This is a genomic window from Bradyrhizobium jicamae (assembly GCF_018130695.1).
GTDB lineage: Bacteria > Pseudomonadota > Alphaproteobacteria > Rhizobiales > Xanthobacteraceae > Bradyrhizobium > Bradyrhizobium jicamae_B.
In genome coordinates this window covers 1-13970 of the sequence record NZ_JAFCJX010000015.1, presented here as the reverse complement: position 1 = coordinate 13970, position 13970 = coordinate 1, and the positions used below count along the sequence as shown (strand labels likewise).

Genomic DNA, 13970 nt, shown 5'->3' with positions numbered 1-13970 from the left:
CTGAAGGCGGCAGGATCCCCGACGTCGCGTCGCTACCCCTTCGCCTTCGTCGGCACCACGCCGAATAGCTGCGCCTGCTCGGCGCGGGCGGCGTCAACGATGCGGGTGGTGGCGGTTTCGATCTGGTCCTGAAGCCGCGTCATGAATTCGTTGCGGGGCAGACCAGGGGCCAAGGGATCGAGGAATTCCACCACCAGCGTGCCCGGATAGCGCATGAAGGTCCGCCGCGGCCAGAACAGTCCGGAATTGAGCGCGACCGGCAGGCACGGCACCGCGCTCTCGGCATAGATCTGGGCGACACCGGCCTTGTAGGCCGGTGGCGCGCCGGGCGCTCTGCGGGTGCCTTCCGGGAAGATCACGAGCTGGCGGCCGCGCTGCACCTCGGCGGCGGCCTGCTTCAGCGTCTTGACCAGCGAGCGCGGCCCGCCGCCGCGCTCCACCGAGATCATGCCGGCCTTCTTCAGGAATTGGCCGAACACCGGGATCATCATCAGCTCGCGCTTGAGGATGAACAGCGGATGCTCGAAGAAGCGCAGCAGCGCAAACGTCTCCCAGAACGACTGGTGCTTCGAGGCGACGACCAGCGGGCCCTCCGGAATCTTCTCGACCCCGCGAAACTCGATCCGGATGTTGCAGATCACCCGCATCAGGAACAGGCTGGTGTTCGCCCACGCGGCGGCGAGCGCCATCAGCGCCCTGCGCGGCAGCACGATGGTCGGGATGGCGATGACGCACAGCACGACCAGCACGAGATAGAACAGCACGTTGAAGAGGAGCGAGCGCAGGAAGATCGAAACCATGCGCCCCTCGTATCAAGTCCTGCCGGCCGGTTCAATTCGCTTGCGCGGTGGCCGGCTGGCGCGGCCGCGGCTCGACAACCTCGGACGTCGGGTCGAGGCCGACAACGTCCAGCCGCACCCGCACCTCGGCGGCGACATATTTGACGTATTCGGACAGCAACAGACGCAACGTCCCGCCGCTGGTCCACCACGGCTCGTCGCGCCATTTGTCGCCGACCACGGAGAACGGGATCAGCGTCACGTCAGGCATCGCATGCGACAATTCCACGATTGCCCGCGGCATGTGATAGTTCGACGTCACCACGATCAGCGACTTGAAGCCGCGCTCGCGCACCCAGCGCCGTGTCTCCGCCGCGTTGCTGCGGGTGTTGACCGCGGAGCGGTCGAGATCGACGCAGCAATGCATCAGCTGCTGGCTGTCCGGCAGCGAGCGCGAGATGTCGTTGGCGTCGTTGGTCGGATGCACGCCTGATATCAACAGACGCTTGCCGTAGCCGGCCGCGAGCAATTCCATCGCGTCCGAGACCCGCGACGAGCCGCCGGTCAGCACCACGATGCCGTCGGCGTTGCGGGGCGGACTGATCTCGACGCCGCGCAGCTGCGACAGGAAGCCGACGAAACCGAACGCGGCCGCAACGAAGATCAGCGCCAACGGCGCGACGATCATCGCGCGCAGCCAGCCCCGCGGGCGCGCGGCGCGCGGCATCGTCGACGTATCGTCGGGCTGCGAACTCATGTCTCGTGGCTATCCCTTCCCCGCTCGAAGTCTAGAAGCGTTTTGAGGCGAAGTGGAGTCGGTTTTCGCGCCACCAACACCGGCGTTTGCGCTGACTCAATCGATGTCATCCAGCGTCGCGAACAGCGTGCGCCGCGACGCCCAGGCCGTGATCGCGGCGATCAGCACCGCCTGTGCCGCCAGCGCCAGATAGCCCGACGGCCGCAGCGAGAACGTGCCGAGCAGCGCTGCGAACTGGTCGCCGACCGGCGTGCCGGAGAACCAGCTCGCGATCGACTCGGAGAAGCCGAACACCAGCATCGCCGCGCCGCCGCCGATCAGCCCGCCTTCGAGACCGAGCCGCAGGAAGTGGCGCAGGAAACGATTGGCAATGTAGCTGTCGCCGGCGCCGACGAAATGCAGCACCTCGACGATCGGGCGATTGGCAGCCATCGCGCCGCGGGTCGCAAACGACACCGAGATGATGGTGGCGATGATCACGAGAATCAGGATGCCGACGCCGGCGAACACGGTGGCACCGGTCATCGAGCGCATCCGCTCGATCCAGGCGCGGTGATCGTCGACGCTCGCGGTCGGCGCGACCTGCGTGATCTGCTGGCGAAGCGATGCGAGATCGAGCGTGGTGCCCGGCTGCACCCGCGCGACGATGACGCGCGGCACCGGCAACTCGTCGATCGACAGGCCGCTGCCGAGCCACGGCTCGAGCAGCTTTGCGGATTCGTCCTTGGTGAAGGGACGCACCTCGACGATGCCGGGTTGCGCGCGCATGGTCTCGGTCGCCGCACCCGCGTCGCGGTCGAGATTGCGGCCAGGTGTGGGGCGCACCTGGATGGTGATTTCGCTGGCGACCTCCGACTGCCACTCGGCGGCGGAGGCGCTGACCAGCAGCACGGTGCCCGTCGTCATCGAGGCGAGGAAGGTCATGATCGCGACCACGGCGACCAGCGCGCGGCCGGAGATCGAGGCGCGCGGCACGATCGGCGACATGTTGCGCGCAGTCGCAGGGACCTGCGGGCGCTCGCGCCCGAGGTCGACCAATGAGACCTGCTCCTCGCCGCTCCTATTCATAGATGTGCAGCCGTCCCTGGTGCAGCACCAATCGTCGTGCCTCGTACTGGTCCATCAGCGTGATGTCGTGGGTCGCGATGATCACGGCGGTGCCTGATTTGTTGAGCTCGATGAACAGCCGCAGCAATCGCCGCCCGAGCGTCGGATCGACGCTGCCGGTCGGCTCGTCCGCGAGCAGCAATTGCGGCCGCGAGATCACCGCGCGCGCGATCGCGGCGCGCTGTTTCTCGCCGCCCGACAGGATCGGCGGCAGCGCGTCCATGCGCTCGCCGAGCCCGACCCATTTCAGCAGGTCGATCACCTCGCGGCGATAGCTGGATTCGTCGCGGCCCATCACGCGGAACGGCAGCGCCACGTTCTCATAGGTCGTCATGTGATCGAGCAGGCGGAAATCCTGCAGCACGATACCGATGCGTTTGCGCAGGTCCGCGATCTGGTCCTTGTTGAGCAGCGAGACGTCCTTGCCGAACAGATTGACCAGGCCACGGGTCGGCCGCATCGACAGGAACAATAGCCGCAGCAGCGAGGTCTTGCCCGCGCCGGACGGGCCGGTGAGGAACTGGAACGAGTGCGCCGGGATCATGAAGGAGAGGTCGCGCAGAATCTCCGGGCCGAGCCCGTAGCGCAAACCGACATTTTCGAACCGAACCACAGCGTTAGCTCCGTTCGAGATGGGCCGTAGCCGGGAACCTGACACGCCGCCGGCTGGGCCGGCCGCAAACCGCACAAAACCGTTGTGCTTCGGTTATGGTTTCCGATTCGTTAACGGTCGCTCTATAGCATCCGGGCAAACACACGGTGGAGATGGGGCTCCATGCATATCGTTTGCCCGCATTGTACAACATCCTACGCGATCAAGCTGGCCACCCTGGGGGACGCCGGGCGCAACGTGCGCTGCTCCCGCTGCAAGGAAGTCTGGCTGGCCCGCCCCGAGGACGCCGTCGAGGAAGCTGCCCTCGCCGCTCCGGTGATGGCGGCCGCAAGCCAGTCGGCCGGTTCCGACAGCGTCGCGGACGAATGGGAGCGGATGGCCCAGCAGGAGGCCGAGGAGACCCCCGTGGTCGACAGCCCCTCGATCTCGGCCGAGATGCCCAGCCAGGACGAGGATTGGCCTTCGGTCGCCAGCGAGGATGCCCAGGCGCATGCGCCCGCCGCGGCCAAGCGGCGCTTCAGGATGCCCCGCCTGCCCCGGATCCGCTTCCTGCCGCAGGTCGGCGCCCTGCCCGCGACCTGCGCGGCCATGGCCGCGCTGATCATTGCGCTGGTGGTCTGGCGCAATGACGTGGTGCGGCTGCTGCCGCAGACCGCGCTGTTCTACAAGACGGTTGGGCTCGACGTGAATTTGCGCGGCCTCGCCTTCCGCGACATCAAGGTCACGCATGAGACCGTTGACGGCAAGCCGGTTCTGGTGATCGAGGGCATGATCGTCGGCCAGACCCGCAAAGCCGTGGAACTGCCGCGGCTGCGCTTCTCGGTGCGCGACGACCATGGCGCCGAGATCTACGCCTGGAACGCGGTGCTGGAACAGACCGTGCTGAAACCCGGCGAGCAGGCGATGTTCAAGTCGCGCCTCGCCTCGCCGCCGCCCGAGGGCCGCAATATCGACGTACGCTTCTTCAACAAGCGGGATATCGCCGGCGGCCACGCTTGAACTCCCTGGCCCGCTTCTCCGATGAGCCGATCGCATGCCGCGTGTCCTGATTGCCGATGACGAAGACTCCATGCGCACGCTGGTGGCCCGCGCCATCGCGATGGACGGCCATGACACCGTGACCGCGCAGGACGGCGCCGAGGCGTTGGAAATCCTGACGCGAGAGAACGGCGCGTTCGACCTGCTGCTCACCGACATCCAGATGCCGGTGATGGACGGCATCGCGCTGGCGCTGACCGCGGCGCGCGACTTCCCCGCGCTGAAGATCCTGCTGATGACCGGCTTCGCCGATCAGCGCGAACGCGCCTCCGGCCTCAACGCCATCGTGCACGACGTGGTGACGAAGCCGTTCTCGGTGGCGGATATCAGGACGGCGGTCGCGGACGCGCTGGCGGCAAGGAAGAGCGCTTAAGGGCCCGGCTTCCCACAAGCCGCACCACATTCTCGGTGTCATCCCCCGCGAAAGCGGGGGACCCAGTACGCCGCGGCTTCTCGGTTCAATCACAACCGTCTCTGGAATACTGGGTCACCCGCATGCGCGGGTGACGACACCGTTGGGTGTGGCGGCGACTCAATTGTCCTTCAACAGCCGCTCGATGTAATCGAGCTCGAGCTGCGGGCGCGACGGATCGGAGAGGCGGCGGCGCAGCTCTTCGAGGATGCGGCGCACGCGCTGCGCGTCGATCTCGCCGGGGATCTTCACGGTGAAGTCGTCGCCATATTCCTTGCCATGCAGGGGACGACCGAGCGGATCGGTCTGGTTGCCGCCGCTCTGCTGGCGGCCGGCGCGGTTGCCGGGGCCATTGCCGGGCTGGTCGCCGTCGCCCGGCTGCATCGCATCGGCAAGGCTCTTGGCGCCCTTGCGCAGCGCCTCGAGGGCGCGTCCCTGCGAATCCACTGCGCCGTCGGCATTGCCCTCGCCGAGCCGGCCGGTGGCGTCCCCCATCGCGGAATCGGCCTGGTCGAGCCCATCCTCGCCGTCGTCGTCTCCCTGATCGCCCTGGTCGCCTTGGCCCTGCTGGCCCTGGTCGCCCTTCTGGCCTTTCTGACCGCGCTGCTTCGGGCCCATGCCGCGCTTGGCGAGCTGGTCCTGCAACTCCTTCAGCCGGCGACGCAGCTCCTGCTGATCGCGCTGCAAATCCGACATCGCCTGATCGTCACCGGACTTGCCGCGCATGCGGTCGCGCCGGGAGTCCTGGCCCTGCTTGTAGGTCTTGTCGCGCAACTGCTGCTGCTTGCGGATCATGTCGCCGAGCTCGTTGAGCGCCTGCTCCATCTCGTCGTCGCCGCCCTGGCCGGGCTGCGCCATCTGCAGGTTTTCCATGATCTGCGCCAGCTGCTCGAGCAGACGCTGCGCCTCCTCCTTGTTACCCTCGCGCATCATCTTCTCGATCTGGCGGACGAGGTCCTCCAGATCGCGCTCGGTGAGCATGCGGCGATCGCGGTCGCGATTGTTCTGCGCGGTGCCCTTCAGCCGCTTGTACTCTTCGAGCTTCGAAATCGCGTCGGACTGGTTGTTCAGGCTCTTGCCGGACTCCTTCTGGCGCAGGCTGTCGCCGGAATCCTGCATCGCCTTTTCGGCGCCATCGAGCAGCTCATCGAGATCCTGGTCCTGCTGCGCGGCCCTGGCGGGAGCGCCTCCCAGCAGCAGGGCGAAGCAGGCGATCGCGATCGGCTTCAGGAGTGGGGCTTGTGCTAGTTTCCGCATTGGCGGTCCCGCGTCACTTGTTTGGCCCCGTCGTCTCCGGCCTTCGCCCGGTTGTTGGCCGCCTTGCGATAGGTCTGCAACTGCTCGCGCAGGGCGTCCTGCTGTTTGGCCAGCTCTTCGAGCTGCTCGGGCGTGGCATTCTGGGTCTTCTCGCGCAGCTCGACGGCCTTGTCGAGGATGAGCTGGACCTCCGCGGGGAAGGGCTGGCGGCCGCCGAGCGGATTCTGCTCGGCGCGCCTTGCGAGATCGCGCACCTTGCCGGCCATCGCCTCGCGGAGTTTTCGCGTCAGCACCCGGATCTCTTCCTCGCTGGCACCGCGCGCGATCGCCGCCTTGAGCGCCTCCTGCGCCGCACGCAGCGCCGCGTTGGCGCTGCCGGAGACGCCGTCGTCCTCGATTGTGGTCGCAAACGACCACATGCTCGCCACCACATCGCGCAGCGCGTCATCGGTGCGCGCCGCTTCCAGCTGGGTGGCGATGCTGCGCAGGCCGAGATAGCAGCCGGCATCCGGCGTGAACAATTCGGGCGCGATCATCAGCGCGTCAAGCGCAGCATAGACGTCGGAATTCTTGTTGGCGTCGAGCGCGAGGATGCGGCGCTGCTCGATCAGCGCGCGCGCGAGCGAGTTGGTGAACAGCCGCTCGGGCAGCTTCATGTTGAACGGATCGCTCTTCGCCTCATTGCCGGCCTCGTCCTTGGCCGACAGCGTCAGGGTCACATCGGCACCGGCATAGGGGTCCTCGGTGAGGTCCTTCACGGTCTGCCCGACGCCGTTGCGGGTGCGCGCATTCGGCAGCACCAGCGGGACCTGTGGCGGCTGGAACAACGGCCGCGGCGCGGCCTTGTCGGCGTCCTTGGTATCAGCCGGGCGTAGCGCAAACTGCGCCTCGGCGCCGGTGACGCCGTAATCGTCCTCCAGCTTGTAGGACAGCTGCAGCCCGCCACGCGCCTGCCGCTCCGGATCCTTGGCCAGCGCAATCTTCGGCGGCTGATCCGGCGTCGCGGTGAACTTCCACACCGGCTGGCCCGCGGGCGCGCGGACATGCGCGCTGCCGTCGGCTGCGATCTTGAAATGCCGCTCGTTGGTGCCCTTCGGCGCCTGCTCGCTGGATGCGACCTCGGTCACGCCGCCGCCGACCACGACGTCGATATTGCCGCCGCTCGAGCGCACCAGCAGCGTGCTGCCCACGGGAACCGCGAGCGGGCCGGCGTCGGCTGTGGCGCCCTCGCGGTTGGCATTGGACAGGATGATCGGCGGCTTGCCGGTGTAGCTCGGCGGGGTCACCCAGGCATCGACCCGGATGTTGGCGGGCGCCATGATGCCGTTCCAGTCGAAGGCGGAGGCGATGCGCAGGCCGCGCTCGTCTCCGGCGGCGACGTAGGCGGCGACCATCATCACGATGACCAGCGCGCGCAGCGCCCAGGGATCATGAAGCGAAAGCCGGGGCGACGGCAGTCCGGCGCGGATGCGCTTGAGCGAGGCCAGCGTGCGCTCACGCTGCGCCTGCCATAGCGCCTGTGCAAAGGGATCGCGCGTGGTCAGCGTGTCCGACAGCGTGGTGGCCGGGCGATGTCGGATGCCGGTGCCGCGGTCGAGCCGGCTCAAGGCCTCCTCGCGGGCCGGCCAGCGGAAGCGGAGCATCGGCCACAGCGCGGCCAGCGCGCCGATCGCGAACAGGCACGTCGCCGCCACCCGTGCGACAAACGGAAGCACGAGCCAGAGACCGGCCCAGGACGCTGTCAGGAACAGACCGACGACGGTCAGGAACCGTGCCAGATGCGGCCAGGCGCGTTCCCAGGCGATTGCATATGTGGCCCGCTGCAGAGCCTGCGTCAGCTTCAGCCGCGCGATCGCATCACGCTCGCGAACAGAATCTCCGCGATCAGGCCCTGACGGGTCGATATTGGTACCGCTCAAACAAATCTCCGCGTTACCGGCAGGTCAGCCTAGCACAGCGGCGGCTTTGAGGCACCCGTTCCCGGCCGTAACCCACACCGGGAAATACGCATAACACGAAGGCGTGACTGCGGCCGTTCGACCCCGTAACTTCCCGGATCGAACCATCGGCTTAACGCATGAGGGAACGTCATGGACCAAAAAACACACGACAAGGGGCTGGAAATCCGCAAAGCGGTGCTCGGCGAGGCCTATGTCTCGAACGCGCTCAAGAACGTCGACGACTTCAACCGTCCGTTCCAGGCCCTGCTCAACGAATATTGCTGGGGCTCGGTGTGGGGCCGCGAGGAACTGCCGCGCAAGACCCGCAGCATGCTCAACATCGCGATGATCTCGATCCTCAACCGCCCGCACGAGCTGCGCGCGCATCTGAAGGGCGCGCTGACCAACGGCGTCTCCCGCGACGAGATCCGCGAGATCCTGATGCAGGTCGCGATCTACGGCGGCATGCCCGCCGCAGTCGACAGCTTCCGCATCGCGCGCGAAGTGTTCGCCGAGATCGACAAGGCGTGAGGCGATAGCCTCACGCCGTCGTCCTGGCGAAAGCCAGGACCCATAACCACCGCTGCCGATGATCGAACGCGCTGTCGCCCCAGCGTGCCTCACAACTTCCAGCTGGGGTAATGGGTCCTGGCGTTCGCCAGGACGACGTTGGGAGGGCGCGCGTCGATCAACAAACAACGACGATGAAGAACAAGGAAACACCATGGACATCGGATTCATCGGCCTCGGGAAGATGGGCTTCCCGATGGTGCGCCGGCTGATCGAGGCCGGGCACAAGCTCACCGTATTCGACACCAGCAAGGATGCGGTTGCCAGGCTCACCGCGCTCGGCGCGCAGGCGGGCTCGTCGCCAAAGGACATCGCCGACCGCGTCGAGACCGTGATGGCGAGCCTGCCCTCGCTGCAGGCCTCGCTCGAGGTCGCGACCGGCCCCGGCGGCGTGATCGAAGGCAACAGCATCAAGCGCTTCATCGATCTCTCCACCGTCGGCTCGCGGATGGCGGTGAAGATCCACGATCTGCTGGCGAAGCAGAACATCGTGCAGATCGACAGCCCGGTCTCCGGCGGCGGCGGCGGCGCCGAGAAGGGCACGCTGGCGGTGATGGTGTCGGGGCCGAAGGCGGATTTCGAACTCCTCAAGCCGGCGCTCGACGTGATCGGAAAGGTGTTCTTCATCGGCACCAAGCCGGGCTCCGGCCAGACCATGAAGCTCGCCAACAACTTCCTCTCGGCGACTGCGATGGTCGCGACCTCGGAGGCCGTGGTGATGGGCGTGAAGTCCGGGCTCGATCCCGCCGTGATGGTCGACGTGATCAATGCCGGCTCAGGCATGAACACCGCGAGCCGCGACAAGTTTCCGCGCGCGGTGCTGCCGCGCAGCTTCGACTTCGGCTTCGCCACCGGCTTGATGGTGAAGGATGTGCGGCTTGCCGTCGAGGAGATGCAGGCGCTCGGCCTGAAGATGGAGGTTGCAGAGGCGGTGGGCCGGCTCTGGGAGGTCATCATCCGCGACGAGGGCGCCGAGTCGGATTTCACCGCGGCGATCAAGCCGATCGAGAAGGCGGCGGGGGTGATCGTCGGCGGCAAAGGCAGTCACGCGGCCAAGTAAACAACCGTCGTCCTGGCGAAAGCCAGGACCCATTACCCCAAGTGTTTGTGGTTCAAGGAAGGCTGGGGCCCCAGCGGCGCAAGACAAGCAGGTGTGGTGGTTATGGGTCCTGGCTTTCGCCAGGACGACACCATTGATGTAGCGCGTTCAGTGCATCACAGATGCCGCGTTCAACGCCTCACAGCCACGGCGCGGGTTTATCCATCGCGATCAGCGCCTCGACGTCGATGCGCGGGCGGACCACCGCGTATTGATCGTCCTTCACCAGCACCTCGGGCACCAGGGGCCGCGTGTTGTAGGTGCCGGACTGCACGGCGCCATAGGCGCCGGCCGTCATGATCGCAACGAGGTCGCCCGCCTTCGGCTCCGGCAGCGAGCGGTCGAGGGCGAGATAGTCGCCGGTCTCGCAGACCGGGCCGACCACGTCGGCCTTGATGGTCGGCGTGCCCGGCCTGGGCTCGCGCACCGGCAGGATGTCGTGATGCGCCTCGTACAGCGTCGGGCGGATCAGGTCGTTCATCGCGGCGTCGATGATGACGAAGTTCTTGGCGTCGCCCGGCTTCACATAGATCACGCGGGCGACCAGGATGCCGGCATTGCCGACGATCATGCGGCCCGGCTCGAACATCAGCGTGCAGCCGAGATTATGCGTCACGCGCTTGACCATCGCGGCATAAGCCGCTGGCTCCGGCGGCGCGGCGCGATCCATGTAGTAGGGAATGCCGAGGCCGCCGCCGAAATCGACATGCGAGATGTCGTGGCCGTCGGCGCGCAGCGTCTGCACGAATTCGGCGAGGATGCGGAACGCGGACTCCATCGGTCCGAGATCGGTGATCTGGCTGCCAATATGGACGTCGGTGCCGGTGACCTTGATGCCCGGCAGCTTGGCAGCGTGGGCATAGACCTCGCGCGCACGCGCCAGCGGAATGCCGAACTTGTTCTCGGACTTGCCGGTCGCGATCTTGGCGTGGGTGCCGGCGTCGACGTCGGGATTGACCCGCACCGAGATCCGCGCGGTCTTGCCCATCTCGACCGCAAGCCGCGACAGCAGCTCGAGCTCGGGCTCGGATTCGACGTTGATGCAGAGGATGTCGGCCGCGAGCGCCGCGCGCAACTCGGCCTCGGTCTTGCCGACGCCGGAGAACAGGATCTTGGAGGCCGGGATGCCGGCGGCCAGTGCGCGCTTCAGCTCACCGCCCGAGACCACGTCGGCGCCGGCGCCGAGCTTTGCCAGCGTGCGCAGTACCGACTGGTTGGAATTGGCCTTCATCGCGTAGCAGACCAGCGCCTTCTCGCCGGCGAAGGCCTCGGTGAAGACGCGGTAGTGACGCTCCAGCGTCGCGGTCGAATAGCAGTAGAACGGCGTGCCGACGGCTTCCGCCAGTTCAATGAGGTTGACCGCCTCGGCATGCAGCACGCCGTTGCGATAGTCGAAATGGTTCATGGTCTGCGCGCTTTAGTTACCCAGCAGCGGGTCGAGGACGAAGGATTTCTTGCTGCCCTTCGACGCGACGGGGCCGGACTCCGACCCATAGGTCGAGTTGAACACGCCGGGCTTCGCCGCCTGGGCGGTCTCGGTATCGGCTGTGGCCTGCGGCGGCGCGTTCGACGCGGTCGGCGGCAGGTCCAGCGGACCCTTGCGTCCGCAGCCGCCCAACGCCAGCGCTGACACGCTGAGCACAATCATGGCCCACCCCGACGGGGTCAGGCGGTTCTTGCTAGTCACGACGAATTCCCCAATGCGCTGAAAGCACCATACAAAGATCGCCCTGTCATGGCGAGCCCCGGAAAGCCACGAAACACTTACGAAATTTTTGGTTCAGCCCAATTTTCGCTCTTTTTCCAACCGCTTCGCCCAGGCCTTGGCCTGGGACAGCACGTTCCTGGGCGCCGTTCCGCCGAAGCTCGTCCGGCTCTTCACTGACGATTCCACCGAGAGCACCTTGAGCGCCTCGGCGGTGATCCTGGGCTCGACCTCCTGCATCGCCTTCAAGGGCAGTTCATGCAGCGCCACGCCCTGCCCGGAGGCAAGGCCGACGATGCGGCCGGTGACGTGGTGGGCGTCACGGAACGGCATCTTCAGCGTCCGCACCAGCCAGTCGGCGAGGTCGGTCGCGGTGGCGTAGCCGTCCCCCGCCGTCGCCTTCATCCTGGCCTCGTCGGCCACGAGGTCCTCGACCATGCCGGTCATGGCGCGGATCGCGAGCGAGAGCGCCTCGAACGCCTCCATCGCACCCTGCTTGTCTTCCTGCATGTCCTTTTGATAGGCGAGCGGCAGGCCCTTCATCACGATCAGCAGCGCGTTGAGCGAGCCGATCACGCGGCCGGTCTTGGCACGGACCAGCTCGGCCGCATCGGGATTGCGCTTCTGCGGCATGATCGAGGAGCCGGTGGTGAACTTGTCAGAGAGCTTGACGAGGCCGACCAGCGGCGAGGTCCAGATCACGATCTCCTCGGCGAAACGCGACATGTGCATGGCGCAGATCGCGGCCGCCGACAGCGTCTCCAGCGCGAAATCGCGATCCGACACGGCATCGAGCGAATTCGCCATCGGACGGTCGAAACCGAGCGCTTTCGCGGTGGCGTGACGGTCGATCGGGAACGAGGTGCCGGCGAGCGCGGCCGCGCCCAGCGGCGATTCATTCAGCCGCTTGCGCGCATCGGCAAAGCGGCCGCGGTCGCGGGCGGCCATCTCGACATAGGCCAGCAGATGGTGACCGAAGGTCACGGGCTGCGCGGTCTGCAGATGGGTGAAGCCCGGCATGACCGTTGAGGCATGCTCCAGCGCGCGGTTCACCAGCGCCTGCTGAAACGCGGCGAGCGCGGCATCGGTCTCGTCGATGATGTCGCGGACATAGAGGCGGAAGTCGGTGGCGACCTGGTCGTTGCGCGAGCGCGCGGTGTGCAGGCGCCCGGCGGCCGGCCCGATCAGCTCCGACAGGCGGCTCTCGACATTCATATGGATGTCCTCGAGCGCGCGCTTGAAATCGAAGTCGCCCTTGGAAATCTCTGACAAAATCGTGTCTAGACCTTTGCCGATATTTTTCGCATCACCCGCGGTGATGATGCCTTGCGCAGCAAGCATGGCCGCATGCGCCTTGGACGCGGCGATGTCCTGGGCATACATGTGACGGTCGACGTCGATGGAGACGTTGATTTCCTCCATGATCGCGTCGGGACGCTCCGAGAACCGGCCGCCCCACATCTTGTTGCTCATGACGTCTCGCTCACGACTTCGTATTTCAGGCCTTGCCACTTTCAGCCCATTGCGGCGAAACGGCGTGGCGGTTCCGGGCGTAATTCCCGGCACTGTTAGCCATATCTGATCCAGGAAGACAAACGATATGCCCGAGACCTCCCCGCCAAAATCAGCCGCGATGCGGCGGATTCCGCTCGTCATCGGCGCGGTGCTGGTCGGCACGATCATCGGCTATGTCGGGGTCTCCAGCTTCAAGCGCTCCCCGGGCGGCGACGTCGCCTGCGCCGGCGCGGTCGACATCGCAAAGAGGATTTCCCCGCTCGCCCAGGGCGAGGTGGCGGCGCTGACCATGGCGACGACGCCGCTCAAGCTGCCCGACCTTGCCTTCGAGGATGCCGACGGCAAGCCGAGGAAGCTCTCGGACTGGCGCGGCAAGACCGTGCTGGTGAACCTCTGGGCCACCTGGTGCGTGCCCTGCCGCAAGGAAATGCCGGCGCTGGACAGCCTGCAGACCAAGCTCGGCGGCAAGGACTTTGAGGTGGTCGCGATCAACATCGACACCCGCGACCCCGAGAAGCCCAAGAATTTCCTGAAAGAGGCCAATCTGACCAATCTCGGTTATTTCACCGACCAGAAAGCCAAGGTTTTTCAGGACCTTAAGAACATAGGCAAAGCCTTGGGCATGCCGACCTCGCTGCTCGTCGACGCCAAGGGCTGCGAAATCGCCAACATCGCCGGCCCCGCCGAATGGGCGAGCGAGGACGCGATCAAGCTGGTGAAGGCGGCGGTGGCGCCGGCCGCGGCTGGACTTTAAGCGACGACGTTGAGGTTCCCGCCGACGCCGGGGGCGAGATTGGCGGTCGAGGGGGCGCCGAGCAGCGTCTGGACCGCGAATTTCTCGGCGTCCGCGTTCTGCTTGATCATCGTGGTCTGGATCTGCTGCTGCATCCCGCCCTGCTGCATGGCGAGGATGCTGGAGACCATGCTCATCATGTCCATACGCGGCACTCCCGGAAACATCGGGACACTAATCAGCGTCGGTTAACGAGAAGTGAGTCCGGTGGCGGGAACCGGTCTGTAGGGTGGGCAAAGGAGCGCAGCGACGTGCCCACCCATTCACGGCGTGCCTGTGTTGGTGGGCACGGCGCAAGAGCGCCTTTGCCCACCCTACGAGACTGTGACTCTTTCAGGCGGATATGATTCTCTACGCAAATTGATTTGCCGGAGAGAATGATGGC

15 protein-coding genes are annotated in these 13970 nt (G+C 66.3%); 5 read left to right on the top strand and 10 right to left on the bottom strand.

What is annotated here, in order from left to right; all coding sequences use genetic code 11:
• Positions 1–32: 32 nt before the first annotated feature.
• From JQ604_RS22040 to ftsE, 4 genes are all read right to left on the bottom strand, one after another.
• Positions 33–800, bottom strand: a complete 768-nt coding sequence (locus JQ604_RS22040; RefSeq protein ID WP_212361565.1) for a lysophospholipid acyltransferase family protein — start codon at positions 798–800, stop codon at positions 33–35.
• A gap of 31 nt (positions 801–831) precedes the next feature.
• Positions 832–1536: a YdcF family protein gene (locus tag JQ604_RS22035; RefSeq protein ID WP_212361562.1), complete on the bottom strand. Its 705-nt coding sequence runs from the start codon at positions 1534–1536 to the stop codon at positions 832–834.
• Between the two features lie 96 nt (positions 1537–1632).
• Positions 1633–2604 carry a cell division protein FtsX gene (locus JQ604_RS22030; RefSeq protein ID WP_212361558.1) on the bottom strand — a complete coding sequence of 324 codons (972 nt, stop codon included), beginning with the start codon at positions 2602–2604 and terminating at the stop codon, positions 1633–1635.
• Positions 2597–3256, bottom strand: coding sequence for a cell division ATP-binding protein FtsE (gene ftsE / locus JQ604_RS22025; RefSeq protein ID WP_212361555.1), 660 nt, complete (start codon positions 3254–3256; stop codon positions 2597–2599). Before ftsE ends, JQ604_RS22030 begins: the two co-directional genes overlap by 8 nt.
• A gap of 162 nt (positions 3257–3418) precedes the next feature.
• Between ftsE and JQ604_RS22020 the strand changes: the two genes are divergently transcribed.
• Together JQ604_RS22020 and JQ604_RS22015 are read left to right on the top strand one after the other, a co-directional pair.
• Positions 3419–4255, top strand: a complete 837-nt coding sequence (locus JQ604_RS22020; protein WP_212361552.1) for an MJ0042-type zinc finger domain-containing protein — start codon at positions 3419–3421, stop codon at positions 4253–4255.
• A gap of 34 nt (positions 4256–4289) precedes the next feature.
• Complete coding sequence (locus JQ604_RS22015; protein ID WP_212361549.1) at positions 4290–4667, top strand: response regulator; 378 nt, start codon at positions 4290–4292, stop codon at positions 4665–4667.
• A 159-nt stretch (positions 4668–4826) separates the two neighbouring features.
• Here the strand turns inward: JQ604_RS22015 and JQ604_RS22010 are convergent, their stop codons facing one another.
• On the bottom strand, positions 4827–5963 hold the full coding sequence (locus JQ604_RS22010; RefSeq protein WP_212361546.1) for a DUF4175 family protein: 1137 nt from the start codon (positions 5961–5963) through the stop codon (positions 4827–4829).
• Positions 5951–7882, bottom strand: coding sequence for a TIGR02302 family protein (locus JQ604_RS22005; protein ID WP_212361543.1), 1932 nt, complete (start codon positions 7880–7882; stop codon positions 5951–5953). The genes JQ604_RS22010 and JQ604_RS22005 overlap by 13 nt, the downstream gene beginning before the upstream one ends.
• A gap of 171 nt (positions 7883–8053) precedes the next feature.
• On the opposite strand from JQ604_RS22005, the gene JQ604_RS22000 reads away from it, so the two are divergent.
• Both JQ604_RS22000 and JQ604_RS21995 read left to right on the top strand, forming a co-directional pair.
• On the top strand, positions 8054–8434 hold the full coding sequence (locus JQ604_RS22000; RefSeq protein ID WP_212361540.1) for a carboxymuconolactone decarboxylase family protein: 381 nt from the start codon (positions 8054–8056) through the stop codon (positions 8432–8434).
• A gap of 193 nt (positions 8435–8627) precedes the next feature.
• Positions 8628–9533, top strand: a complete 906-nt coding sequence (locus JQ604_RS21995) for an NAD(P)-dependent oxidoreductase (protein ID WP_212361538.1) — start codon at positions 8628–8630, stop codon at positions 9531–9533.
• A gap of 178 nt (positions 9534–9711) precedes the next feature.
• Here the strand turns inward: JQ604_RS21995 and lysA are convergent, their stop codons facing one another.
• The 3 genes from lysA to argH all read right to left on the bottom strand — a co-directional run bounded on the left by lysA (position 9712) and on the right by argH (position 12750).
• Positions 9712–10977, bottom strand: coding sequence for a diaminopimelate decarboxylase (gene lysA / locus JQ604_RS21990; RefSeq protein WP_212361533.1), 1266 nt, complete (start codon positions 10975–10977; stop codon positions 9712–9714).
• Between the two features lie 12 nt (positions 10978–10989).
• Entirely contained in the window at positions 10990–11259 is a 270-nt protein-coding gene (gene lptM, locus JQ604_RS21985; RefSeq protein WP_212361530.1) for an LPS translocon maturation chaperone LptM, read from the bottom strand.
• A gap of 93 nt (positions 11260–11352) precedes the next feature.
• Positions 11353–12750, bottom strand: a complete 1398-nt coding sequence (gene argH, locus JQ604_RS21980) for an argininosuccinate lyase (protein ID WP_212361527.1) — start codon at positions 12748–12750, stop codon at positions 11353–11355.
• A 127-nt stretch (positions 12751–12877) separates the two neighbouring features.
• Here argH and tlpA point away from each other — a divergent pair, with 127 nt between their 5' ends.
• On the top strand, positions 12878–13546 hold the full coding sequence (tlpA, locus tag JQ604_RS21975) for a thiol:disulfide interchange protein TlpA (protein WP_212361524.1): 669 nt from the start codon (positions 12878–12880) through the stop codon (positions 13544–13546).
• Here the strand turns inward: tlpA and JQ604_RS21970 are convergent.
• The gene (locus tag JQ604_RS21970) at positions 13543–13731 is read right to left on the bottom strand and encodes a putative motility protein (protein ID WP_212361521.1); all 189 of its coding nucleotides are present in this window, start codon (positions 13729–13731) and stop codon (positions 13543–13545) included. The two genes, tlpA and JQ604_RS21970, sit on opposite strands and share 4 nt — an antisense overlap.
• Positions 13732–13970 lie beyond the last annotated feature (239 nt).

Excerpts from the sequence above, each read along its gene's own strand:
- JQ604_RS22040 (WP_212361565.1), bottom strand. The coding sequence starts at position 800 with ATGGTTTCGATCTTCCTGCGCTCGCTCCTCTTCAACGTGCTGTTCTAT.
- JQ604_RS22035 (WP_212361562.1), bottom strand. The coding sequence starts at position 1,536 with ATGAGTTCGCAGCCCGACGATACGTCGACGATGCCGCGCGCCGCGCGC.
- JQ604_RS22030 (WP_212361558.1), bottom strand. The coding sequence starts at position 2,604 with ATGAATAGGAGCGGCGAGGAGCAGGTCTCATTGGTCGACCTCGGGCGC.
- JQ604_RS22020 (WP_212361552.1), top strand. The coding sequence starts at position 3,419 with ATGCATATCGTTTGCCCGCATTGTACAACATCCTACGCGATCAAGCTG.
- JQ604_RS22015 (WP_212361549.1), top strand. The coding sequence starts at position 4,290 with ATGCCGCGTGTCCTGATTGCCGATGACGAAGACTCCATGCGCACGCTG.
- JQ604_RS22010 (WP_212361546.1), bottom strand. The coding sequence starts at position 5,963 with ATGCGGAAACTAGCACAAGCCCCACTCCTGAAGCCGATCGCGATCGCC.
- JQ604_RS22000 (WP_212361540.1), top strand. The coding sequence starts at position 8,054 with ATGGACCAAAAAACACACGACAAGGGGCTGGAAATCCGCAAAGCGGTG.
- JQ604_RS21995 (WP_212361538.1), top strand. The coding sequence starts at position 8,628 with ATGGACATCGGATTCATCGGCCTCGGGAAGATGGGCTTCCCGATGGTG.
- lysA (WP_212361533.1), bottom strand. The coding sequence starts at position 10,977 with ATGAACCATTTCGACTATCGCAACGGCGTGCTGCATGCCGAGGCGGTC.
- argH (WP_212361527.1), bottom strand. The coding sequence starts at position 12,750 with ATGAGCAACAAGATGTGGGGCGGCCGGTTCTCGGAGCGTCCCGACGCG.
- tlpA (WP_212361524.1), top strand. The coding sequence starts at position 12,878 with ATGCCCGAGACCTCCCCGCCAAAATCAGCCGCGATGCGGCGGATTCCG.
- JQ604_RS21970 (WP_212361521.1), bottom strand. The coding sequence starts at position 13,731 with ATGGACATGATGAGCATGGTCTCCAGCATCCTCGCCATGCAGCAGGGC.